The sequence below is a fragment of the Streptomyces sp. NPDC017529 genome (assembly GCF_044329785.1).
Classification (GTDB): domain Bacteria; phylum Actinomycetota; class Actinomycetes; order Streptomycetales; family Streptomycetaceae; genus Streptomyces.
Genome location: NZ_JBIRJY010000004.1, coordinates 411,105 through 431,927, shown reverse-complemented (window position 1 = coordinate 431,927; position 20,823 = coordinate 411,105). Strand labels below are relative to the sequence as shown.

Here is a 20,823-nt window from a genome sequence, read left to right as displayed (position 1 = left end):
CATGACTACCGCACCCGAGAAGAACGACACGCCCGAGACGACCGCGGCCGCCTCGCACACCGCCACCACCGGCAGCAAGAACCTGCTCGACCCGGGCTTCGAGCTGACCCTGCGCCCGATGCGCTACCCGGACTTCTACGACCGCTACCGGGACGCGATCAAGAACACCTGGACCGTGGAGGAGGTCGACCTCCACTCCGACGTGGCCGACCTCGCCAAGCTGTCGCCCGGCGAGCAGCACATGATCGGCCGGCTCGTCGCGTTCTTCGCGACCGGCGACTCGATCGTGGCGAACAACCTCGTGCTGACGCTCTACAAGCACATCAACTCCCCCGAGGCGCGGCTCTACCTGAGCCGGCAGCTGTTCGAGGAGGCCGTGCACGTCCAGTTCTACCTGACGCTGCTGGACACCTACCTGCCCGACCCGGAGGACCGCGCCGCCGCGTTCGCCGCGGTGGAGAACATCCCCTCCATCCGTGAGAAGGCCGAGTTCTGCTTCAAGTGGATGGACTCGGTCGAGTCCATCGACCGCCTGGAGTCGAAGGCCGACCGCCGCCGCTTCCTGCTGAACCTCATCTGCTTCGCGGCCTGCATCGAGGGCCTCTTCTTCTACGGCGCCTTCGCGTACGTGTACTGGTTCCGCTCGCGCGGCCTGCTGCACGGCCTGGCCACCGGCACCAACTGGGTCTTCCGCGACGAGACCATGCACATGAACTTCGCGTTCTCGGTCGTGGACACGGTGCGCGAGGAGGAGCCGGACCTCTTCGACGACGAGCTGGAGCGCCAGGTCACCGACATGCTCAAGGAGGCCGTCGAGGCCGAGCTGCAGTTCGGCCGTGACCTGTGCGGCGAGGGCCTGCCGGGCATGAACACCGACTCGATGCGCGAGTACCTCCAGTGCGTCGCCGACCAGCGCCTGCAGCGCCTCGGCTTCGCGCCGGTGTACGGCTCGGAGAACCCGTTCTCCTTCATGGAGCTGCAGAACGTCCAGGAGCTGACCAACTTCTTCGAGCGGCGCGCCTCGGCCTACCAGGTCGCCGTCGAGGGCTCGGTCTCCTTCGACGACGAGTTCTAAAGCGCTCCGCACGGCATACGAAGGCGGGCCCTGGACGCGTCCAGGGCCCGCCTTCGGGCGTATGTGTCCGCGCTGTCAGTCGTTGGCGACGACGGGGTAGCGCGGCTCGCGCTCGGCCATCTGCTTCAGCGCGTCCTTGCGGTCACGCTTGGAGAGCCGGTCGATGTACAGGTAGCCGTACAGGTGGTCGGTCTCGTGCTGGAGGCAGCGCGCGAAGTAACCGGTGCCCTCGATGGCGACCGGGTTGCCCTCGGTGTCCTGGCCGCGGACCACGGCGTAGTCGGGGCGGGCCAGCTCGGCGTAGGCGCCGGGCACCGACAGGCAGCCCTCGTTGGAGTCGTCCAGCACCCGCCGCTCGACCGGCACCTCGTCCAGGACCGGGTTGCAGACCGCGCCGACGTGCCGGACGCCCTCGTCGTCCATGCAGTCGTAGACGAAGACCTTCAGGTCCACGCCGATCTGGTTGGCGGCCAGGCCGACGCCCTCGGCCGTGCGCTGGCTGGCGAACATGTCGTCGACGAGCTGGGCCAGCTTCTCGTCGAACTCGGTGACGTCCTTGCACTCCTTGTGCAGCACCGGGTTGCCGACGACGGTGATCGGCCGGGACGTGCCGCGCTCGCGGTGCGCCGCCTCCCGCTCCGCCGCGCCGGTCACGTCGTCGACGAAGCCCTCCGCCGCCCGCTCCTCGTTGTGATCAAAAACAGGCTGTTGCGCCATGACCGCCGTACGCCTTCCTGGAAACCCGAACTATTCGTCCTCAAGCCTACGGGGCACCGTGCGCGCGCTCAGCAGACCTCTTCGAGATCGCGCCACTCGCGGGTGTCCGGGCTGTCCGCGACCCAGCCGTCCAGCAGGCCGCGCACCAGGCCCGCGGGGGCCGCGATGCCGCATTCGCGCTCCGGCACCCACAGCGAGCCGGAGCCCGCCGTGCGGTGGCCGAGCGGACCGGGGTGGCCCGGCTCGCTGTGGTCGTGCGGGTCCAGGTGCTCGCCCTCGCCCTCGTCGCTGGGCATCCGGCTCTCGGAGCACGTACGGCACAGCAGGCGTACGGAGGAGGACCAGTCCTCGGCGGCGAAGCCCGCGTCGGCGGCCAGGCGCTCCAGGGCGTCCCGGTCGGTCTCCGTCGCGGCCTCCAGGAGCACGACCCAGGTGGGCACCGGCGACGGCGCCCACAGTTCGATCTCGTCGAACACGGGGAAGGACGGGCCGGCGGCGGTGGTGCGCTCGCCGTTCGGCACGCCGTCGTGGAGGACCACCTCGCCCCAGCGCCGCCCGGAGGACGGCAGCGGGATGGAGAGCACCTCGATACGGGCCGGGTCCAGGCGGCGGCCCCAGACCACCTCGGCCTCGCCCTCCGGCGAGAGGCGGACAGCGGCGCTGCCCAGTTCCATGCCGACCGGTTCGGCGGACGGCGAGCCCTCGCCGGGGACCTTGAGGCCGTACGCCTGCCAGGCCCGCCGCGCCAGCGGCCAGTCCTGCAGGGCGGTGGCGGCGATGCCCACGTTCCACCAGTCGGGGGCCCCGGTCTCGCGGTCCAGCAGGGCGACCGCGCGGAGCCCGGCGGCGCGCGCCTGCTCCCAGTCGTGCCGGAACTTGTGCAGCAGCGCGAGATTGAACCAGGACTCCGACAGCCACGGCTCCATGTCGGCCGCCCGCGTCAGCAGCGCGCCCGCGTCCTCGTAACGGCCGTCGCCGATCAGCGTGAAAGCGCGGTCGGTCGCCTGCCGCCACGAGGCGGAGGGCCGGTGCCGTACCTTGCCGAAGATCCTCACGATTCCCGCCTGCCGGTTGCTCTCTGGATGCCGCCCCGGGCGGTGTCCCGGACGGAGGCCGAAGGCCGCTCGGGGGCCCACTCGACAACCTGCCACAGATTGCCGCCGGGCTCAGCCCGGTTGCCGCGCCGCCCGCGGCCCGCTGCCGGCCCCCTCACCGGCTCCTTGCCTTTCGCCGACCCCCTGAATCCCCCTTCGCGGGGGTTCCTTCGCATCCAACCATGCCCATCTGCGAGGGCGCTCATTACCCATGGGTTCCATGACCTTGCATACGGTTTTGCGGAGGTCTGGACGGGAATGCCGGGAACGGATGAGCGACCCCCGGGTGGCTCGTACGGGGGACCGTCGTCCGGCTCCCCCGCCGCCGAGCCGTACGGTCCACCGCTGCCCGGTGTCGCGCACCAGCGCCGCACGCCCAAGTTCCGGGCGGCGGGATCCAGTTCACCCGTCCCGCGGGAACGGACGTGCGAGGTGTGGCCGGCGATCTTTCGCGGCGCGGGCCGGTGAGCGGACACGGCGGGCGGCGGGGCGAACGGCAGCTGCGGCTCCGCATAAGGGAGTTGGCCCACGGCGGGAGGGGGTTCGGGCGGGACGCATCGCCCCGCCCCCTCACCCCATAGGGTGATATGCCGTCTTATTCGGCCCGCGCGGTCTCACCACGCGCGTCGAGCGCGGCGTCCGGGCCGGGCCCGGACGGCTGCTCGGGGGCCTTGGCGGCCGCGGCGGCACGGGCCGCCGCCTGCTCCTGCTTGGCCTGTTCGAGCACGCTCTGCTCGGGCACCGCCTCGCCCGCGCGGATCAGGTCGATCCGGCCCATGACCTTCGAGCGCAGGTCGACCGGTACGTCGTCGTGGCCGCAGCAGCGCTTGACGAGCTTCTTGACGGCCTGCTCCAGCCCGTACTTCTCCAGGCAGGGCGAGCACTCGTCGAAGTGCTCCTGGAACTTCTCGCACTCACCGGCCGGCATTTCGCGGTCCAGATACTCGTACAGGTGATCGAGGACCTCTGAGCAGTCCTTCTCGTGCGGCTCTCCGCAGCTCATGATCCCGAGCCTTTCCGATCGTGCGACTGCGCGGTCGCAGCGCCTGCCCCGGCGGGGACCAGCCCACGCTCACGGGCGTAATCCTCCAGCATGCCGCGCAGTTGGCGCCGGCCGCGGTGCAGACGGGACATCACCGTGCCGATGGGTGTACCCATGATGTCGGCGATCTCCTTGTACGCAAAGCCCTCGACGTCCGCGAGATAGACCGCGATGCGGAATTCCTCCGGAATGGCCTGGAGCGCGGCCTTCACGTCGGAGTCGGGCAGGTGGTCCAGCGCCTGCGACTCGGCGGAGCGCAGCCCCGTCGACATGTGCGACTCGGCGCGCGCCAGCTGCCAGTCCTCGATCTCCTCGGCGGCACTGCGCTGGGGTTCGCGCTGCTTCTTGCGGTAGGAGTTGATGAAGGTGTTCGTGAGGATGCGGTACAGCCACGCCTTGAGGTTCGTTCCCTCACGGAACTGGTGGAACGACGCATACGCCTTCGCGTACGTCTCCTGAACCAGGTCCTCCGCATCGGCCGGGTTGCGCGTCATGCGCAGCGCGGCCGAATACATCTGGTCCAGGAAAGTGAGCGCGTCCCGCTCGAAACGCGCGTTGCGCTCGGCGTCCGTCTCCTTGTTCCCACGTCCAGCGTGTCCCTCTGCCGTGCCGTCGGTCCCTGCGTCGGTACCGGTGACCGGACCCACCTCCTCCAACACCGTGACGGATCCGGATGCGGACCCGCTCGAATCGGAGAATAGACGACGATCCGGTATGGCCGCCGCTCCAGCCATGGCGGTCTGCGTGCCCCGCAGCTGTGTCCACTGCAGGTCAGCGGCCTGCGGGCGGGCTGGGCAAGCGATTCCCATGCGGCGGACTCCCATTCCTCAAGGTTCTCCCGGCGTTCCTACAACCCGCACAACAGCCGCACCCCGCACGTCATTCCCGCACCGGGCGACCGGGCCGTGAGCCCGGTCACGGCCCGGTCCGCCACCCGCCGGATCCGGCCACAGCGCTTGACAAAAGCCGTTGCCGCTTCGGCAATGAAGAGATGAACGACAAGGCGTACGAACGGGTGCTGGCGGACGTGGGACCGCGGCTGCGGCGGCTGCGGCAGGAACGGGGGGTGACGCTCACGGCCCTCGCGGAGACCACGGGCATCTCGGTGAGTACTCTCTCGCGCCTCGAATCGGGCGGCCGCAAGGCCACCCTCGAACTGCTGCTGCCGCTCGCCCAGGCCCACCAGGTGCCGCTGGACGAACTGGTCGGCGCGCCCGAGGTCGGCGATCCGCGGGTGCGTGCCGTGCCGCACCGCAGGGACCACATGACGATCGTGCCGCTGACCCGGCAGCCCGGCGGGCTCCAGGCGTACAAGATGGTCATCGAGCCGGTGGCCGGTCCGCCCGAACAGCGCACCCACGAGGGCTACGAGTGGATGTACGTGCTCTCCGGGCGGCTGCGGCTGCTGCTCGCGGACCGGGACGTGGTGCTGCGGTCGGGGGAGGCCGCCGAGTTCGACACCCGGCTGCCGCACTGGTTCGGCCCGGCGGGCGACGAACCGGTGGAAGTCCTCAGCCTCTTCGGGCGGCAGGGCGAGCGGATGCACGTACGCGCCAAGCCGCGCGGCAGGGACAAGGAGGACTGAGAGCCCGCGGACGAGGACGGGCCCGGCGGGTCAGGCGAGGAGCCCGTCCAGCCAGTCGCCCACCGCGTCCGTGATCACGGCCATGGCCGCCGGCTCGTCGAGGTCCGCCTTCTTCGGCACGGCGAACCCGTGGTCCGCGTACGGCACCTCGGTGATGCGGGTGCCCGCCGGGAACTCCGACGGCCGCCCGAACGGGTCGCGGCCGCCCTGCACCACCAGCGTCGGCACCCCGGCACCGGTCAGCTCGTCCGCGCGCGACTTCTCCGGCTTGCCCGGCGGATGCAGCGGGAAGCTCAGCGCCAGTACGGCGTGCGCGCCCAGGTCGCGCGCCGTACGGCAGGCCACCCGCGCCCCCGCGCTGCGCCCGCCCGCGACCACCGGCAGGCCCGGCTTCGCCAGCGCGGGCCACAGCGCGGTCCACGCCGCGTCCAGCGTCTTGGGAGCCGGCGCCAGCTTCTTGCCCGCCACCCGCCACGGCTGCTCGACCAGCGCCACCGTGTACCCGCGCGCGGGCAGCCGCGCCGCCAGGGCCCGCAGGTCCCGCGCCTCGATACCGCCGCCGGCGCCGTGGCTCACGGCGAGGACGGCCCGCGCGCCCTCCGCCGGATGCCAGGTGATCCGGGCCTCACCCACAGGAGTCTCGACTGTTTCGCTCACGGGCTCATCCTGCCGCCTCGCTCGGGCGCGGCGGCGCCGGGGCGCGCGGCGGACCGGCGCCGGCCCTCAGAACAGCGTGCCCGCCTCCGGCGCCGCCAGCTCCTTGACCAGCTCGGGACCGTTGTTGCGGACGTTGCTCACCTCGGTCGGCACCGGGTACGCGCGCATCAGCCCGGCGGGCGGCGGCGCGAGCAGCGGCAGCAGGTCGGCCACGTCCGTACGGGCCGGGTCGAGCCAGGCGTCCCACTTGTCGGGCGTCATGACCAGCGGCATCCGGGGGTGGATGTCGGCGAGCGCCTGCGGGCCCTCGCCGCCGTCCGCGTTCGCCAGCGGGGTGGTCTCGGCCTCGGTGGTGACGACCGTGCAGGTCGCCCACCACGCCTGCGGGTGGTCGTCGGGCAGCGTGCGGTCGCGCCAGAACTCGTACAGGCCGGCCAGCGCCATCACCTGTCCGTCCGCCGGGGTGACGAAGTACGGCTGCTTGCGGGGGCGCTTCTTCTTGCCCTGCTCTTCCAGCTGCCGTTCGGCGGCGGCCGTGACCCACTCGTAGTAGCCGTCGCCGGGCAGCAGGCAGCGGCGGGCCGCGAACGGCCGCCGGAACGAGGGCTTCTCGTGCACCGTCTCGGCACGAGCGTTGATCATCTTCACTCCGACATCGGGTGATTTCGCCCACGAGGGGACCAGTCCCCAGGTCAGTCTCCGCAACTGGCGAACCGGACGCCGGTCTTCCGCGTCTTTAAGGGGACGTTCGAGCACCGCGTGGACGTGCTTCGTCGGCGCGATGTTCCAGTCGGGCGCCAGGGTCTCCTCCGGCTCCCACTTCTCGACCTCGAAGAGCCCCGCCAGATCCTCGGGGCTGCGACTCGCTGCATACCGTCCGCACATGCATGCCACAGTGCCACGCCAGACCAAGGGGAGAGATGGACACCGGTCATATCACCGACGTATGGGACAGGGTTTTCGGCATCCAGCCCGACCCGCCGGCCTGGCTGGTCGTCGCCGCGGCGGTCGTCGCCCTCGGCGCCATCGCCCCGTACAACGCCTGGCGGCTCTCCCGTAACGCCATCACCATCGCCCACGAGGGCGGGCACGGCCTGGTGGCGCTGCTCAGCGGCCGCCGGCTGTCCGGGATCCGGCTGCACTCGGACACCTCGGGGCTGACGGTCTCGCGCGGCAAACCCACCGGCCTCGGCATGGTCCTCACCGCGGCCGCCGGGTACGTCACCCCGTCCCTGCTGGGGCTCCTCGGCGCCTGGCTGCTGGCCTCCGGGCACATCACGGCGCTGCTGTGGGGCGCCACCGCGCTGCTCGCCGCGATGCTGCTGATGATCCGCAACGCGTACGGCGTGCTGACCGTCGTCCTCTCCGGCGCCGCCTTCTTCCTCGTCTCCTGGCTGACCACCCCCGACGTGCAGGCGGCGTTCGCGTACGCGGTGGTGTGGTTCCTGCTGCTCGGCGGCGTGCGGCCGCCCTTCGAGCTCCAGGGCAAACGGCGCCGCGGCCGGGCCGGGGACTCCGACCCCGACCAGCTGGCCCGCCTCACCCGCGTACCGGCGGCCGTCTGGCTCGGCCTCTTCCACCTGGTGACACTGTGCTCACTGGCCGGCGGCGGGCGCTGGCTGCTGGACATCTGAGCCCGCGCGTCCCGGCCGCACTACCAGTGCCGTGTTTCCTGCAGGTTGCGCCACTTTTGATCAAGATTTGCACCCCGGCCCAGCCATTAAAGTGAGGGGCATGACCGAGAGCCCCGTGCACCCCGCCCTCTGGCCCGCCCCCGTCGCTGCCGGGGCGGTCGACGCGACCGTCACCGTACCCGGCTCCAAATCGGTCACCAACCGTGGCCTCGTCCTCGCCGCCCTGTCCTCCGAACCCGGCTGGCTGCGCCGCCCGCTGCGCTCCCGCGACACCCTCCTGATGGCCGAGGCGCTGCGCACGATGGGCGTCGGCATCGAGGAGACCGCCCCCTCCAGCGACGCCTCGACGGCCGGCGCCGACGGCGGCGGCGGCGAGGCGTGGCGGGTGATCCCGGCCGGGCTGCACGGCCCGGCCACCGTCGACGTCGGCAACGCCGGCACGGTCATGCGCTTCCTGCCTCCGGTCGCCGCCCTCGCCGACGGCCCCATCCGCTTCGACGGCGACCCGCGCTCCTACGAGCGGCCTCTCGGCGGCGTCATCAACGCGCTGCGCTCGCTCGGTGCCCGCATCGACGACGACGGACGCGGCGCGCTGCCCCTGACGGTGCACGGCGGCGGCGCCCTGGACGGCGGCGCCGTACGGATCGACGCCTCCTCCTCGTCCCAGTTCGTCAGCGCGCTGCTGCTCTCCGCGCCGCGCTTCAACCAGGGCGTCGAGGTACGGCACGTCGGCTCGGCGCTGCCCTCCATGCCGCACATCCGGATGACCGTCGACATGCTGCGCAGCGTCGGCGCCCAGGTGGACACCCCCGAGTCCGGCGGCGAGCCGAACGTCTGGCGGGTCACCCCCGGCGCCCTGCTGGGCCGCGACCTGATCGTCGAGCCGGACCTGTCCAACGCCCAGCCGTTCCTGGCGGCGGCGCTGGTCACCGGCGGCCGGGTCACCATTCCCGACTGGCCCGAGCGCACCACCCAGCCCGGCGACGCGCTGCGCGAGATCTTCACCGACATGGGCGGCTCCTGCGAGCTGACCGAGCGCGGTCTGACCTTCACCGGCACCGGGCGCATCCACGGCATCGACGTCGACCTGAGCGAGGTCGGCGAGCTGACGCCGGGCATCGCCGCGGTCGCCGCCCTCGCCGACTCCCCCTCCACCCTGCGCGGCGTCGCCCACCTGCGCCTGCACGAGACCGACCGGCTGGCGGCGCTCACCAAGGAGATCAACGAGCTGGGCGGCGACGTCACGGAGACCGAGGACGGCCTGCACATCCGGCCGCGCCCGCTGCACGGCGGGATCTTCCACACCTACGAGGACCACCGGCTGGCCACCGCCGCCGCGATCATCGGCCTGGCCGTCCCGGGCGTACAGGTCGAGAACGTGGCGACGACCGCCAAGACGCTCCCCGACTTCCCCTCCCTGTGGACCGGGATGCTCGGCGAGGCCGCGGCCCCCGCGCGGAGAGGCTGAGGATCTTCCGACCATGCGGCGCTACGGCAAGAACCCCGACGAGGACGACATCCGCGTCCGTCCCAACCGCAAGGGCAACCGCCCCCGTACGAACATCCGGCCCAAGCACGAGGACGCCAGCGAGGGCCTGGTCCTGACCGTCGACCGCGGCCGGATCACCTGCCTGATCGAGGACCGCACGGTCACCGCGATGAAGGCCCGCGAGCTGGGCCGCAAGTCCGCCGTCGTCGGCGACCGGGTCGCGGTCGTCGGCGACCTGTCCGGCGCGAAGGACACCCTCGCGCGGATCGTCCGGGTCGAGCCGCGCAGCTCCACGCTGCGGCGCACGGCGGACGACGACGACCCGTTCGAGCGGGTGGTCGTCGCCAACGCCGACCAGCTCGCGATCGTCACCGCGCTCGCCGACCCGGAACCGCGGCCGCGGCTGATCGACCGCTGCCTGGTCGCCGCGTTCGACGCGGGCCTGGACCCGCTGCTGGTCCTCACCAAGTCCGACCTGGCCTCCCCCGACACGCTCCTGGAGTCGTACGGCACGATCGGCGTCCCCTACCTCGTCACCAACCGCGACGAACTCGCCGACGGCACCGCCGCCGACCGGGTGCGCGAACGGCTGCGCGGACACATGACCGCCTTCGTGGGCCACTCCGGCGTCGGCAAGACCACCCTCGTCAACGCCCTGGTACCGGCCCGGAAGCGGGCCACCGGCCACGTCAACGCGGTCACCGGGCGCGGCCGCCACACCACGACCTCCGCGCTCGCCCTGCCCCTGCCCGACGACGCGGGCTGGGTCATCGACACGCCGGGCGTCCGGTCCTTCGGCCTCCACCACGTGGACCCGTCCCGGGTCGTCCTCGCCTTCCCCGACCTGGTGCCCGGCACCGTCGGCTGTCCCCGCGCGTGCAGCCACGACGAGCCGGACTGCGCCCTGGACCAGTGGGTGGCCGACGGCCACGCGGACCCGGCGCGCCTGTATTCACTACGCCGTCTGCTGGCCACGAGGGAGCGACGCGAGGGGGACTGATCGCTCAAGTTTGCCGCCCCTCCGCCGAGGTAAATGCATAATCACACCAAGGCTGGCGAAGCGGTCACGGACCGTACGGAGGCAATGGACATGGCGTGGCTGCTCGTCGTGGTGGCGGGACTCCTGGAGACCGGGTTCGCGGTCTGCCTCAAGCTCTCGCACGGCTTCACCCGCCTCTGGCCCACCATCGCCTTCGCCTGCTTCGCCCTCGGCAGCTTCGGTCTGCTGACGCTCTCCCTGAAGAAGCTCGACGTCGGTCCGGCCTACGCGGTCTGGACCGGCATCGGCGCCGCCGGCACCGCCATCTACGGCATGGTCTTCCTCGGCGACCTCGTCTCCACCCTCAAGCTGGTCTCCATCTCCTTCGTCATCGTCGGCGTCATCGGCCTCCAGCTGTCGGGCTCGGCCCACTAGTTCGCACCCGGGCTCACCCCCGGTGGGCCGCTTGGGCGAAGGCCTTGTGGAGCTGGCGGGTCAGGTCCTCCGGTTCGGCGGGGGCGACGACGTACGACAGGGTGAGGCGGGCCGCCGTGGCGCAGGCGGTGCCGAGTTCGGGGAGGTCTTCCTTGGGCCAGTCGGCCTCCAGCGCGGCCACCGCGCAGTCGCAGAACCGGCCCACCAGCTCCGTGGGCCCCGGCGGCGGCCCGTCGGAGTGCGCCCCGCCGAACGGCGCGCCGGCGCCGGTGTGCGCCCCACGCTGCCCCGGTACGCCCGAGTCGTACACCGCGCCCACCGGCGTGGGAAGGCGCTCGCTCCAGCAACCCGTCAGGGCCGCCCGTACCAGCGGATTGGTCCGCGCTGCCCGTACGGTCCACGTGGCCGCAGCGACGACCCGGGCCTCGGCGCCGGTGCCCGCGCCGGCCGGCGGCGCCGGTTCCTCCAGGGCCCGCGCCACGCCGGCGATATAGCCCTCGGTCTCCCGGCGCACCAGGGCCCTGGCCAGCCCTTCCTTGCTGCCGAACTCGTTGTAGAGGGTCTGCCGGGACACCCCGGCCTCGGCCGCGACATCGACCATCCGGACGCCCGCCCACGGCCTGGCCGCGAGCGCCGCGTAGGCGGCGTCCAGCAAGGATTCACGCGCTGTAGGCATCGTCGCCTCCCAGGCCGCCGGCCCAGATGGCCGGTGTGCCGCACAGAATTGACTCGCCACCAGGAGCTGTCAAGGGTCCGTACGCGCCGGGGAATCGTGGTCATGTGGCTCGTGTCGTATACCAATCGATACTGTTCGCACATGCCCGACTATCACGATGACCTCCGCCTCGGTCACGTCCTGGCGGACGCCGCCGACGCCGCGACCATGGAGCGGTTCAAGGCTCTCGACCTCAAGGTCGAGACCAAACCGGACATGACCCCGGTGAGCGAGGCCGACAAGGCGGCCGAGGAACTGATCCGCGGTCATCTGCAGCGCGCCCGTCCACGGGACGCCGTCCTGGGCGAGGAGTTCGGCAGCGAGGGCTCGGGCCCGCGCCGCTGGATCATCGACCCCATCGACGGCACCAAGAACTACGTGCGCGGGGTCCCGGTCTGGGCCACGCTCATCGCCCTGATGGAGCGCGGCGAGGGCGGCGACCGCCCGGTGGTCGGCGTCGTCTCCGCGCCCGCGCTCAACCGCCGCTGGTGGGCGGCGGAGGGCCTGGGCGCGTACACGGGCCGCAGTCTGACCTCCGCGAGCCGGCTCCAGGCGTCGCAGGTGGGCCGCATCCAGGACGCGTCGTTCGCGTACTCCTCGCTCACCGGCTGGGAGGAGCAGGGTCGGCTCCCCGGCTTCCTCGAACTGTCGCGGGACTGCTGGCGCACCCGGGGCTACGGCGACTTCTGGCCGTACATGATGGTCGCCGAGGGCTCGGTGGACATCTGCGCGGAGCCGGAGCTGTCGCTGTGGGACATGGCGGCCTGCGCCGTCGTCGTGCAGGAGGCGGGCGGCCGGTTCACCGGCCTGGACGGCGTGCCGGGCCCGCACAGCGGGAACGCCGCGGCCTCCAACGGCCTGCTGCACGAGGAACTGCTGAACTACATCGGCGACGGCCGCCGCTGAGAACCGGCTTCCCAGGGGCGCGGGAACGGCAACCGTCCGTTCCGCGCCCCTTGTTGCTCCTCCGGGCGCATGTGAACATGAGAACACCGACGCTTGTGAACTTGTGAATCGATTCGCAAGGTGCACCCGCAAGCACGAAGGAGGTGGCTCCATCCCATGCCCATGTACGTGCGCAACGCCATGAGCACGGTGGTCCTCACCATCGGGCCCGCCCATACGCTCCGCCAGGCAGCCCACCTGATGGCGGCACGCCGGGTCGGCGCGGCCGTCGTCCTCGACACCGACACCAGCGGACTCGGCATCCTCACCGAACGCGACATCCTCAACTCCCTCGGCGCGGGAGAGGACCCGGATCTGGAGACCGCACAGGCCCACACGACCTCGGACGTGGTCTTCGCCGCGCCCGGGTGGACCCTCGACGAGGCCGCCGACGCCATGGTGCACGGCGGCTTCCGGCATCTGATCGTGCTCGACGACCTGGAGCCGGTGGGGATCGTGTCGGTCCGCGACATCATCCGGTGCCGGGCCTCCGTTTCGGAGCGGCGCGAGGAGCGGATCGGCGCCGTACCGGCGTGACGGAGCGCGAACGGGAGTGACGGGGCGCGGGGCGCCCGCCGCGTACGCGAAGAGGCCGGAGCCCACTGGCGTCCGGCCTCTTCGGTGTTACGGCAAGGGAGGGTCAGCCACGCAGGGCCTGGACCGCGGCCTCCAACCGCTTGCCGTAGTCCGCGTCCGCCTTGCGGAAGTTCTCGATCGCGCGCTGCGCTATGTCGTCGCGCGAGACCTTCGAGATGAAGCCCGCCAGGTTGTTGATCAGGCGCTCCTTCTCGTCCTCCGTCATCAGGCGGTAGAGGTTGCCGGCCTGGACGTAGTCGTTGTCCTCGGCGTGCGAGGGCGCCTCCGACTCGCCGGTCGTGCCGTTCACCGCGATCGGCTGCCACAGCGCCCGGCCGGTCTCCACCGGGCCGCCGAAGCTGTTCGGCTCGTAGTTCTTCGCGCGGCCGTGGCGGCCGTCGTAGAGCGCGCCGTCGCGGCCGTGCGAGCGCGCCTCGGTGGCGTGCGGGCGGTTCACCGGCAGGTGGTCGGCGTTGATGCCGACGCGGTAGCGGTGCGCGTCGCCGTACGCGAACAGGCGGCCCTGGAGCATCTTGTCGGGCGAGGGGCCGATGCCCGGCACGAAGTGGTGCGGGGAGAAGATCGACTGCTCGACCTCGGCGAAGACGTTCTCCGGGTTGCGGTTGAGCTCCAGCTTGCCGATCTCGATCGTCGGGTAGTCCTCGTGCGGCCAGACCTTGGTCAGGTCGAACGGGTTGAAGCGGTACGCCGCCGCCTCGGCGACCGGCATGATCTGCACCTGGACGGTCCAGCTCGGGTAGTCGCCGCGCTCGATGGCCTCGCGCAGGTCGCGCTGGTGGCTGTCGGGGTCCTCACCGGCGAGCTTGTCGGCCTCGGACTGGGTGAGGCACTTGATGCCCTGGTCGGTCTTGAAGTGGTACTTCACCCAGAAGGCCTCGCCGGCCTCGTTGTTCCACTGGTAGGTGTGCGAGCCGAAGCCGTCCATGTGGCGGTAGGACGCCGGGATGCCGCGGTCGCCGAAGAGCCAGGTCACCTGGTGGGTGGACTCGGGCGACAGGCCCCAGAAGTCCCAGACGTTGTCCGCCTCCTGGGAGCCGGTGTAGGGGTCGCGCTTCTGGGTGTGGATGAAGTCCGGGAACTTGATGGCGTCCTTGATGAAGAACACCGGGGTGTTGTTGCCGACGAGGTCGTAGTTGCCGTCCTCGGTGTAGAACTTCAGCGCGAAGCCGCGCGGGTCGCGCACCGCGTCGGCCGAGCCGAGGTTGCCCGCGACCGTCGAGAAGCGCAGGAACGTCTCCGTCTGCTTGCCGACCTCGGAGAGGAACTTGGCGCGGGTGTACTTCGTCACGTCGGCGGTCACCGTGAAGGTGCCGTAGGCGCCGGCGCCGCGGGCGTGCACCACGCGCTCCGGGATGCGCTCGCGGTTGAAGTGCGCGAGCTTCTCCATCAGGAGCTGGTCCTGGACGAGTCCGGGGCCGCCGATGCCGGCCGTCTCGCTGTTCTGGTTGTCCGCGACCGGAGCCCCGGCCTCCGTGGTCAGCGGTCCGGTGCTGCTCTGTACCGACACGTGCGCCTCCTGAGTCTTCTGCCTGCCCTTGGCTTGCGCCGAAACAGATCCTACATTGGACTTTGTCTAAGTCAAGAAGTTACCGAAACTCGTACCTGATCCGGTGATGGACGAGCCACTGCTACCCTTGCCTTATCTGACTGATAGGTGATTGGCATGAGTGACCTGCTGGAACGACTCCGGGGACGCGGCTGGCGGCTGACCGCGCAGCGACGCGTCGTCGCCGAGGTCCTCGACGGGGACCACGTCCACTACACCGCTGACGAAGTGCACGCGCGGGCGATCGAGCGACTGCCGGAGATCTCGCGCGCGACCGTGTACAACACCCTGGGCGAGCTGGTCTCGCTCGGTGAGGTGATCGAGGTCAGCACGGACGGCCGCGCCAAGCGGTACGACCCGAACGCCCACCACGACCACCAGCACCTGGTGTGCTCGCGCTGCGGGACCATAAGGGACGTGCACCTCGACGGCGACCCGCTGGCCGCGCTCCCGGTGCCGGAACGGTTCGGCTTCCAGGTCTCCGAGGTCTCGGTCACCTACCGGGGCATCTGCCCCAACTGCCACTCGCACTCCTGAGCCACCGCGTCACCACGGCGACATCCCTGGAGCCCTGACCGCCATGCACCGGATCGGGCGTTTTCTCCCGATCCGCCGGGGCACCCAGGGCCCAGGAGGTGGTCACCGTGCCCGAGCCCGGTAGCAAGAAGTACGACACCCGCCGCGCGCGGCTCCGCAAGGACGCCGAGAACAGCGGAATCAACGATCAGCAGGCCAACGAGGAGGCCAACGAGACCCTCCAGAACGAGGAGGGCTGGCGCAGCAGCGGTCCGCGGACCCGGCGCGGCCAGGGCCCGAAGGGCGAACGCTCCGGCGGGTGACGCGCCACGCGGAGCCCGTGCGCTCACACGACGGCGCTCATACGACGAAGGCCCGGATCCTGAGATCCGGGCCTTCGTCTTCAGTAGCGGGGACAGGATTTGAACCTGCGACCTCTGGGTTATGAGCCCAGCGAGCTACCGAGCTGCTCCACCCCGCGCCGTTGTGTTTCAACCCTACCCCCACTACGACGACCAGCGCAAATCACTGTCCGTTGCCTTGGGGCCAGCGGCAGCGGGGCGCGCGAGGGGGCGGGCTCACGGGCCCGTGGCGGCACCCGTGAGAGGTGCTCTACGCGGTCAGCTCCTCCTGGAGCGCCTCACGCAGCCGTGCCGCGCGTTCCGCCACCTCGGGCGGCCCCAGCTCGACCGCCCGCCGGCACCACTGGTGCCCCTCGGCAAGCGCGCCGCGCCGGGCGGCGAGCAGGGCCAGGCGCAGCGCGGCGCGCCCGTGCCCGTCCTCGGCCGCGCGGGTCCACCACAGCGCGGCCTCGGGGAGGCTGCCCTCGCGGGCCAGCAGCAGGCCGAGGTTGAAGGCGCCGTTGCGGCTGCCCGCCTCGGCGGCCGCGCGGTACCAGCGCGCGGCCTCGACCACATCGCCCCGCGCCGCCGCGAACATGCCAACCCGGACCTGCGCGCGCCGGTGCCCCTGGCGTGCCGCGTGCTCGTACCACCGGGTGCACTCGTCGTCCTGCCGCCGTTCGACCGCGCCGCCGTCGCGGCGGTCCAGCAGGTCGGCGAGCCGGAACGCCGCCTCGGCGCTGCCCCCCTCGGCCGCGCAGCGCAGGTTCCGCTCGGCGCCCGACGGGTCACCGTCGCGCAGTTGGACGATGGCGACCTGGAGGGCCGCCTCGGTGTGGCCGGCCGCCGCGGCGCGCTCGTACCACTCGTGCGCCATCCGGTCGGCGCCGCGCTCCGCGTACAGGATGCCGAGGTTGAACGCGGCGTCCACGCTGCCCGCCTCGGCGGCCTTGGAGAACCACGGCTCGGCACCGGCCGAGTCGCCGCGCTGGAGCAGCATGATGGCGAGCGCGTTGGCGGCCTCGCGGTGCCCGGCGTACGCGGCGCGGCGGTACCACTGCTCGCCGCGGCCCGCCCGGCCCTGCTCGGCGCAGAGCAGGCCGATATTGTACGCGCCGTTCACGTCCCCCGCGTCAAGGGCGGCGCGGTACCAGCGTTCGGCGGTCTGCGTCTCACCGCGGTCGGCGTGCAGCGCGCCCAGCGCGTTGGCGGCGTTGCCGTCACCGTCCTGGGCGGCGCGGCGCCACCACTCGGCGGCGCTCTCCTCGTCGCCCGCGTCGCGCAGCAGGAAGCCGAGGGCGCACGCGGCCCGTGCCTCGCCGCCCTTGGCGGCACTCAGGTACCAGCGTCCGGCCTCCTGGCTCTCGCCGCGCTCCTCCAGGAGCGTGCCCAGGTGCAGGGCGGCGCGGCGGTGCCCGCGCGCGGCGGCCTGGCGGTACCACTGCTCGGCTTCGGCCTCCAGCGCGCCGTCACCGCCGCCCGTGGCCTTCGCGCGGTCGTCCAGCAGGCGCGCGAGACGGTACGCGGCCTCGCGGTGCCCGCGCTCGGCGGCGGTGCGGAACCAGCGCTCGGCACCCACGTCGCCGCGGTGTTCCAGCAGGTCGGCGAGGGCGTACGCGCCCAGGCAGTGGCCCGACTCGGCGGACTGGCGCAGCCAGTACTCGGCGGCGGGCTCGTCGCCGCGCTCGCGGTAGTGGCGGCCCAGCGCGTGGGCCGCGGCGGCGGAGCCCGCGACGGCCGCGATGCGCCACCAGCCCGCCGCCTCGTCCCCGTAACCCCGCTGGTGCAGCAGGACGCCCAGGTTGTTGGCGGCGGCGCGGTCGCCAGCGGCGGTCGCGGACCGCAGGTAGGGCTCGGCTCCGTCCAGGTCGCCGCGGCGCAGCAGCAGCGCGCCCAGCACGCTCATGGCACCGGTGTCGCCGGCGTCGGCGGCCCGGCGGTGGTTGATCTCGCTCACGGCTTCGGACGCCTCGGCGGCGGCGTCGGCCTCGATCGCGTCCATCGGCATCCCGGCGTCACGCGGGCCCGGAAGGGCGGTGTCCCGCCCGTCCGCCATCTCTGATTCGCGCCCGTCGTCGGGCGCGTGCACAAACCGGCCTGTCTCCAACAACCTTGCCTTGTCCCCCATGAGGGCCATCGTCGCACCACCCGCAACCCGCGTACACCTGGTATACCGCAGCCAGTGAGGTCACTACAGCGTTTTGTCGACTTCCCGATACAGAGACATGTCAAACTCCGTTCCACAGACTTCCGTTCACACCTGGAGAAGACACGCCGCCCGGAGCGGGCCGGGCGTGTCGCACATGACGAAGGCCCGGATCCCAAGGATCCGGGCCTTCGTTTTCAGTAGCGGGGACAGGATTTGAACCTGCGACCTCTGGGTTATGAGCCCAGCGAGCTACCGAGCTGCTCCACCCCGCGCCGTTGTGTATCCACGGTACCACGGCAGGGAGGTGGTGCCCGGCCCCGCGCGGGGCCGGGCGTCGGGTCAGCCGCCGTTCTTGCCGGCGTCGCCCTTCTGCGCGGCCTTCTTCGCCGCCTCGGTGGCCCGGTCCAGGGCCGCCTTCAGCTTCTTCTGCGCCTCGCCGTATCCGGCCCAGTCGCCTTCCTTGCGGGCCTTCTCGCCCTCCTCGTACGCCTTCACGGCGTCGTCGAGGGCCTGTTGGGCCGTCTGGTCGGCCGGCGGCTGCTTGCCGGTGTCACCGTCGCCGGACGGCGGCTGCTGCGTCCCGGAGCCCGGCGGCTTCTTGCCGAAGACGACGTCGAGCGCCTCGTCCAGGTTGTTGCCCAGGACGGGGTCGTTCTCGCCGTAGCTGACCAGCACCTTCTTCAGCAGCGGGTAGTTGGTGCCCGCGCCGCGCAGGTAGACCGGCTCCACGTACAGCAGGCCGCCGCTCATCGGGACCGTCAGCAGGTTGCCGTACTCGATCTCGGAGTCGCCGAGTTTCTTCAGGATGTTCAGCTCGTTGGCGATCTTCGGATCGGAGTTGAACTTCGACTGGACCTGCTGCGGTCCCGGCACCGGTGTCTGCGACGGCAGTTTCAGCACTCTGATCTTGCCGTAGTCACCGCTGGTGGCATTGGCGTCCACCGCCATGAAGGCGCCCAGGTTGTCCCGCTTGTTGGGCGTGAACGTCGTGGTGAGCGCGAAGGTCTGCGCCTTCTGGTCCGGCATCTTCAGGCTCTGGTAGTACGGCGGCACCGAGTTGCCCGACTTGTTCGTCGGGTCGTTCGGGACCTGCCAGCGCTCGCTGCCCGTGTAGAAGGTGTTCGGGTCGGTGACGTGGTAGGTCGTCAGCAGCTGGCGCTGCACCTTGAAGAGGTCCTGCGGGTAGCGCATGTGCTCCATCAGGGACTTGCTGATGGAGCTCTTCTTCTCGACCGTCCCGGGGAACGACTTCATCCAGGTCTTCAGGACCGGGTCCTTGGTGTCCCATTGGTAGAGCTTGACCGAACCGTCATAGGCGTCGACCGTGGCCTTGACCGAGTTGCGGATGTAATTGACCTGATTCTGCTGGGCGACGACCGCCCGCTGGCCGTCGGTGAGCGAGTCGGCCGTGGTGTCGCCGAGCGTGGTGCGCGAGGCGTACGGGTAGCCGTTGCTCGTCGTGTAGGCGTCGACGATCCACTGGATGCGACCGTCGATGACCGCCGGGTAGGCGTCGCCGTCGATGGTCAGCCAGGGGGCGACCGCCTCCACGCGCTGCTTGGGCGTGCGGTTGTACAGGATCCGCGAGTCCTTGCCGATGGCACCGGAGTACAGGATCTGCGGCTCGCCGAACGCCACCGCGTAGGCGGCGCGGTTGACCGGGTTGGCGAGGTTCACCCCGCTCTTGCCGGTGTAGCTGTAACTCTTCTCCCCGCTCTTGTCGGAGGAGTAGTCAAGCTCCTTCTGCGGCCCGCCCACGATCGAGTACTGGGTGGTCTTCTCGCCGTAGTACACCCGCTGCTCGTACGGACCGAACTGGCCCTTCGAGGGCAGCTCGCTCTCGGTGTAGGCCGGCTCGCCGCCCTCGGCGAACGTGGTGCCCTTGGCCGCCACCGCGCCGAAACCGTGGGTGTACTTGAAGTGGTCGTTGATCCAGTTCCGCTCGGAGACGCCGTTGAGGTTCAACTCGCGCAGGCCGATGACGGTGTCCTGGTCCTTGCCGTCCTTGTCCTTGTACCGGTCGACGTCGAGCGTGGACGGGAACTGGTAGTAGCTGCGGACCTGCTGGCGCTGCTGGAAGGACGGGGAGACCACGTTCGGGTCGAGCAGACGGACGCTGGCCGTGGTGTCGGCGGCGTCCCGCAGCTTCTGGCGCTCCGTGTCGTCCTTCGGCTTGTAGTTGCCGTCGTACCCCTGCACCTCGACACCGTTGATGTCGTACGCGTCGCGGGTCGCCTTGATGTTCTGCTTGATGTACGGCGCTTCCTTGGCCTGCTCGTTCGGCTGGACCTGGAACTTCTGCACGATCGCCGGGTACAGGCCGCCGATGAGGACGGCGGAGAGCACCATCAGGCCGAAGCCGATGACCGGCAGCTGCCAGGTGCGCCGCCACAGCGTCGCGAAGAAGAGCACCGCGCAGATCGCCGCGATGAAGAACAGGATCGTCTTCGCTGGCAGATAGGCGTTGGCGTCCACGTAGCGCAGGCCGGTCCAGCCGTCGGCGGACTTCAGGCCGCTGGACTTCACCGCCAGGCCGTACCGGTCGAGCCAGTACGCGACGGCCTTGAGCGACACGAAGATGCCCAGCACCACGGAGAGGTGCCCGGTGGCGGCGGCCGTCGCGCGCGAGCCGGGGCTCGTGACGCGCAGCCCGCCGTACAGGTAGTGCGTGAGCGCCGCGGCGATCAGGCACAGCACCGCGCACGCGAAGCCGAAGCTGAGCAGGAAGCGGTACCAGGGCAGGTCGAAGGCGTAGAACGAGACGTCCTTGCCGAACTGCGGGTCCTTCTGGCCGAACGGAACGCCGTTCACCCACTGGAGCCACGTACGCCACTGGCCCGAGGCGGACGCGCCGGCGATCAGGCCCACCAGGGCGGTGACCGCGATCAGCACCCACTTCTTGTAGGGCGCGACGCCCATCCGGTAGCGGTCCAGGCTCTGCTGCTCCATGGACATCGCGCTCAGCGGCGGCCGCAGGCGGTGCGCCAGCCAGATGTTGACGCCGACCGCGACGGCCATCAGGGCGCCGAAGGCGAAGAACAGTCCGATCTTGGTCCACAGGGTGGTGGTGAAGACCGAGGAGTATTTGACCGACCGGTACCAGAGCCAGTCGGTCCAGAACCCGGAGAACATGACGAAGAGCATGGCCAGCACGGCCAGCACGCCCAGTGTCATGAGCAGGGTCCGGACCCGCCGGGACGGTCGGCCGACTCTGATCCGTGGCCCTGTCGGGCCTCCGCCGCGGTCCGGCATCTGGAAAGCCAAGGTGCGCACCTCGAAGTTCGCTGTCGTGTTGAGCAGGCCCGGC

At 71.1% G+C, this 20,823-nt stretch carries 20 protein-coding genes and 2 tRNA genes; 10 read left to right on the top strand and 12 right to left on the bottom strand.

Annotated elements, in window-relative coordinates:
• Position 1 precedes the first annotated feature (1 nt).
• Complete coding sequence (locus ACH4K4_RS12650; protein ID WP_398166860.1) at positions 2-1,075, top strand: ribonucleotide-diphosphate reductase subunit beta; 1,074 nt, start codon at positions 2-4, stop codon at positions 1,073-1,075.
• Between the two features lie 75 nt (positions 1,076-1,150).
• Here ACH4K4_RS12650 and def read toward each other — a convergent pair whose 3' ends face one another.
• From def to ACH4K4_RS12630, 4 genes are all read right to left on the bottom strand, one after another.
• The gene (gene def, locus ACH4K4_RS12645; protein ID WP_398166858.1) at positions 1,151-1,792 is read right to left on the bottom strand and encodes a peptide deformylase; all 642 of its coding nucleotides are present in this window, start codon (positions 1,790-1,792) and stop codon (positions 1,151-1,153) included.
• Positions 1,793-1,860: 68 nt separating this feature from the next.
• Entirely contained in the window at positions 1,861-2,847 is a 987-nt protein-coding gene (locus tag ACH4K4_RS12640; protein ID WP_398166856.1) for a tetratricopeptide repeat protein, read from the bottom strand.
• A gap of 634 nt (positions 2,848-3,481) precedes the next feature.
• A complete protein-coding gene (rsrA, locus tag ACH4K4_RS12635; protein WP_398166854.1) occupies positions 3,482-3,889 on the bottom strand; it encodes a mycothiol system anti-sigma-R factor in 408 nt (135 codons plus the stop codon).
• Positions 3,886-4,575, bottom strand: coding sequence for a sigma-70 family RNA polymerase sigma factor (locus ACH4K4_RS12630; RefSeq protein WP_398167192.1), 690 nt, complete (start codon positions 4,573-4,575; stop codon positions 3,886-3,888). Before ACH4K4_RS12630 ends, rsrA begins: the two co-directional genes overlap by 4 nt.
• Positions 4,576-4,919: 344 nt before the next feature.
• On the opposite strand from ACH4K4_RS12630, the gene ACH4K4_RS12625 reads away from it, so the two are divergent.
• A complete protein-coding gene (locus ACH4K4_RS12625) occupies positions 4,920-5,513 on the top strand; it encodes a helix-turn-helix domain-containing protein (RefSeq protein WP_398166852.1) in 594 nt (197 codons plus the stop codon).
• Positions 5,514-5,543: 30 nt separating this feature from the next.
• On the opposite strand, the gene ACH4K4_RS12620 is transcribed toward ACH4K4_RS12625, so the two are convergent.
• Together ACH4K4_RS12620 and ACH4K4_RS12615 are read right to left on the bottom strand one after the other, a co-directional pair.
• The gene (locus tag ACH4K4_RS12620) at positions 5,544-6,170 is read right to left on the bottom strand and encodes an alpha/beta family hydrolase (RefSeq protein WP_398166851.1); all 627 of its coding nucleotides are present in this window, start codon (positions 6,168-6,170) and stop codon (positions 5,544-5,546) included.
• A 66-nt stretch (positions 6,171-6,236) separates the two neighbouring features.
• Complete coding sequence (locus tag ACH4K4_RS12615; RefSeq protein WP_398166850.1) at positions 6,237-7,055, bottom strand: SOS response-associated peptidase; 819 nt, start codon at positions 7,053-7,055, stop codon at positions 6,237-6,239.
• Between the two features lie 35 nt (positions 7,056-7,090).
• On the opposite strand from ACH4K4_RS12615, the gene ACH4K4_RS12610 reads away from it, so the two are divergent.
• From ACH4K4_RS12610 to ACH4K4_RS12595, 4 genes are all read left to right on the top strand, one after another.
• The gene (locus ACH4K4_RS12610; protein ID WP_398166848.1) at positions 7,091-7,804 is read left to right on the top strand and encodes a M50 family metallopeptidase; all 714 of its coding nucleotides are present in this window, start codon (positions 7,091-7,093) and stop codon (positions 7,802-7,804) included.
• Positions 7,805-7,904: 100 nt separating this feature from the next.
• On the top strand, positions 7,905-9,272 hold the full coding sequence (gene aroA, locus ACH4K4_RS12605) for a 3-phosphoshikimate 1-carboxyvinyltransferase (protein ID WP_398166846.1): 1,368 nt from the start codon (positions 7,905-7,907) through the stop codon (positions 9,270-9,272).
• A gap of 13 nt (positions 9,273-9,285) precedes the next feature.
• The gene (gene rsgA, locus ACH4K4_RS12600) at positions 9,286-10,293 is read left to right on the top strand and encodes a ribosome small subunit-dependent GTPase A (protein ID WP_398166845.1); all 1,008 of its coding nucleotides are present in this window, start codon (positions 9,286-9,288) and stop codon (positions 10,291-10,293) included.
• Positions 10,294-10,383: 90 nt separating this feature from the next.
• The gene (locus tag ACH4K4_RS12595; protein WP_398166843.1) at positions 10,384-10,707 is read left to right on the top strand and encodes a DMT family transporter; all 324 of its coding nucleotides are present in this window, start codon (positions 10,384-10,386) and stop codon (positions 10,705-10,707) included.
• Positions 10,708-10,720: 13 nt separating this feature from the next.
• Here the strand turns inward: ACH4K4_RS12595 and ACH4K4_RS12590 are convergent, their stop codons facing one another.
• Positions 10,721-11,383: a TetR/AcrR family transcriptional regulator gene (locus ACH4K4_RS12590; RefSeq protein ID WP_398166842.1), complete on the bottom strand. Its 663-nt coding sequence runs from the start codon at positions 11,381-11,383 to the stop codon at positions 10,721-10,723.
• Between the two features lie 141 nt (positions 11,384-11,524).
• Between ACH4K4_RS12590 and hisN the strand changes: the two genes are divergently transcribed.
• Entirely contained in the window at positions 11,525-12,328 is an 804-nt protein-coding gene (hisN, locus tag ACH4K4_RS12585; protein ID WP_360133189.1) for a histidinol-phosphatase, read from the top strand.
• Positions 12,329-12,490: 162 nt separating this feature from the next.
• Positions 12,491-12,904: a cyclic nucleotide-binding/CBS domain-containing protein gene (locus ACH4K4_RS12580; protein ID WP_398167190.1), complete on the top strand. Its 414-nt coding sequence runs from the start codon at positions 12,491-12,493 to the stop codon at positions 12,902-12,904.
• 103 nt (positions 12,905-13,007) lie between these two features.
• Here the strand turns inward: ACH4K4_RS12580 and ACH4K4_RS12575 are convergent, their stop codons facing one another.
• Positions 13,008-14,471: a catalase gene (locus ACH4K4_RS12575; protein ID WP_398166840.1), complete on the bottom strand. Its 1,464-nt coding sequence runs from the start codon at positions 14,469-14,471 to the stop codon at positions 13,008-13,010.
• Positions 14,472-14,627: 156 nt separating this feature from the next.
• Here ACH4K4_RS12575 and ACH4K4_RS12570 point away from each other — a divergent pair, with 156 nt between their 5' ends.
• Positions 14,628-15,047: a Fur family transcriptional regulator gene (locus ACH4K4_RS12570; protein ID WP_360133195.1), complete on the top strand. Its 420-nt coding sequence runs from the start codon at positions 14,628-14,630 to the stop codon at positions 15,045-15,047.
• Positions 15,048-15,154: 107 nt separating this feature from the next.
• Entirely contained in the window at positions 15,155-15,349 is a 195-nt protein-coding gene (locus ACH4K4_RS12565) for a hypothetical protein (RefSeq protein WP_398166838.1), read from the top strand.
• 84 nt (positions 15,350-15,433) lie between these two features.
• Here ACH4K4_RS12565 and ACH4K4_RS12560 read toward each other — a convergent pair.
• The 4 genes from ACH4K4_RS12560 to ACH4K4_RS12545 all read right to left on the bottom strand — a co-directional run bounded on the left by ACH4K4_RS12560 (position 15,434) and on the right by ACH4K4_RS12545 (position 20,768).
• Positions 15,434-15,507 (bottom strand) — tRNA-Met (locus ACH4K4_RS12560).
• Between the two features lie 131 nt (positions 15,508-15,638).
• Positions 15,639-17,495, bottom strand: coding sequence for a tetratricopeptide repeat protein (locus ACH4K4_RS12555; protein ID WP_398166837.1), 1,857 nt, complete (start codon positions 17,493-17,495; stop codon positions 15,639-15,641).
• 219 nt (positions 17,496-17,714) lie between these two features.
• A tRNA-Met gene (locus ACH4K4_RS12550) sits at positions 17,715-17,788 on the bottom strand.
• A gap of 67 nt (positions 17,789-17,855) precedes the next feature.
• Positions 17,856-20,768: a UPF0182 family protein gene (locus ACH4K4_RS12545; protein WP_398167188.1), complete on the bottom strand. Its 2,913-nt coding sequence runs from the start codon at positions 20,766-20,768 to the stop codon at positions 17,856-17,858.
• Positions 20,769-20,823 lie beyond the last annotated feature (55 nt).

What these genes read in the sequence shown, in the direction of transcription:
- ACH4K4_RS12650 (WP_398166860.1), top strand. Translation starts at nt 2, where the DNA reads ATGACTACCGCACCCGAGAAGAACGACACGCCCGAGACGACCGCGGCC.
- def (WP_398166858.1), bottom strand. Translation starts at nt 1,792, where the DNA reads ATGGCGCAACAGCCTGTTTTTGATCACAACGAGGAGCGGGCGGCGGAG.
- rsrA (WP_398166854.1), bottom strand. Translation starts at nt 3,889, where the DNA reads ATGAGCTGCGGAGAGCCGCACGAGAAGGACTGCTCAGAGGTCCTCGAT.
- ACH4K4_RS12625 (WP_398166852.1), top strand. Translation starts at nt 4,920, where the DNA reads ATGAACGACAAGGCGTACGAACGGGTGCTGGCGGACGTGGGACCGCGG.
- ACH4K4_RS12615 (WP_398166850.1), bottom strand. Translation starts at nt 7,055, where the DNA reads ATGTGCGGACGGTATGCAGCGAGTCGCAGCCCCGAGGATCTGGCGGGG.
- ACH4K4_RS12610 (WP_398166848.1), top strand. Translation starts at nt 7,091, where the DNA reads ATGGACACCGGTCATATCACCGACGTATGGGACAGGGTTTTCGGCATC.
- aroA (WP_398166846.1), top strand. Translation starts at nt 7,905, where the DNA reads ATGACCGAGAGCCCCGTGCACCCCGCCCTCTGGCCCGCCCCCGTCGCT.
- rsgA (WP_398166845.1), top strand. Translation starts at nt 9,286, where the DNA reads ATGCGGCGCTACGGCAAGAACCCCGACGAGGACGACATCCGCGTCCGT.
- ACH4K4_RS12595 (WP_398166843.1), top strand. Translation starts at nt 10,384, where the DNA reads ATGGCGTGGCTGCTCGTCGTGGTGGCGGGACTCCTGGAGACCGGGTTC.
- ACH4K4_RS12590 (WP_398166842.1), bottom strand. Translation starts at nt 11,383, where the DNA reads ATGCCTACAGCGCGTGAATCCTTGCTGGACGCCGCCTACGCGGCGCTC.
- hisN (WP_360133189.1), top strand. Translation starts at nt 11,525, where the DNA reads ATGCCCGACTATCACGATGACCTCCGCCTCGGTCACGTCCTGGCGGAC.
- ACH4K4_RS12580 (WP_398167190.1), top strand. Translation starts at nt 12,491, where the DNA reads ATGTACGTGCGCAACGCCATGAGCACGGTGGTCCTCACCATCGGGCCC.
- ACH4K4_RS12570 (WP_360133195.1), top strand. Translation starts at nt 14,628, where the DNA reads ATGAGTGACCTGCTGGAACGACTCCGGGGACGCGGCTGGCGGCTGACC.
- ACH4K4_RS12555 (WP_398166837.1), bottom strand. Translation starts at nt 17,495, where the DNA reads ATGGGGGACAAGGCAAGGTTGTTGGAGACAGGCCGGTTTGTGCACGCG.
- ACH4K4_RS12545 (WP_398167188.1), bottom strand. Translation starts at nt 20,768, where the DNA reads ATGCCGGACCGCGGCGGAGGCCCGACAGGGCCACGGATCAGAGTCGGC.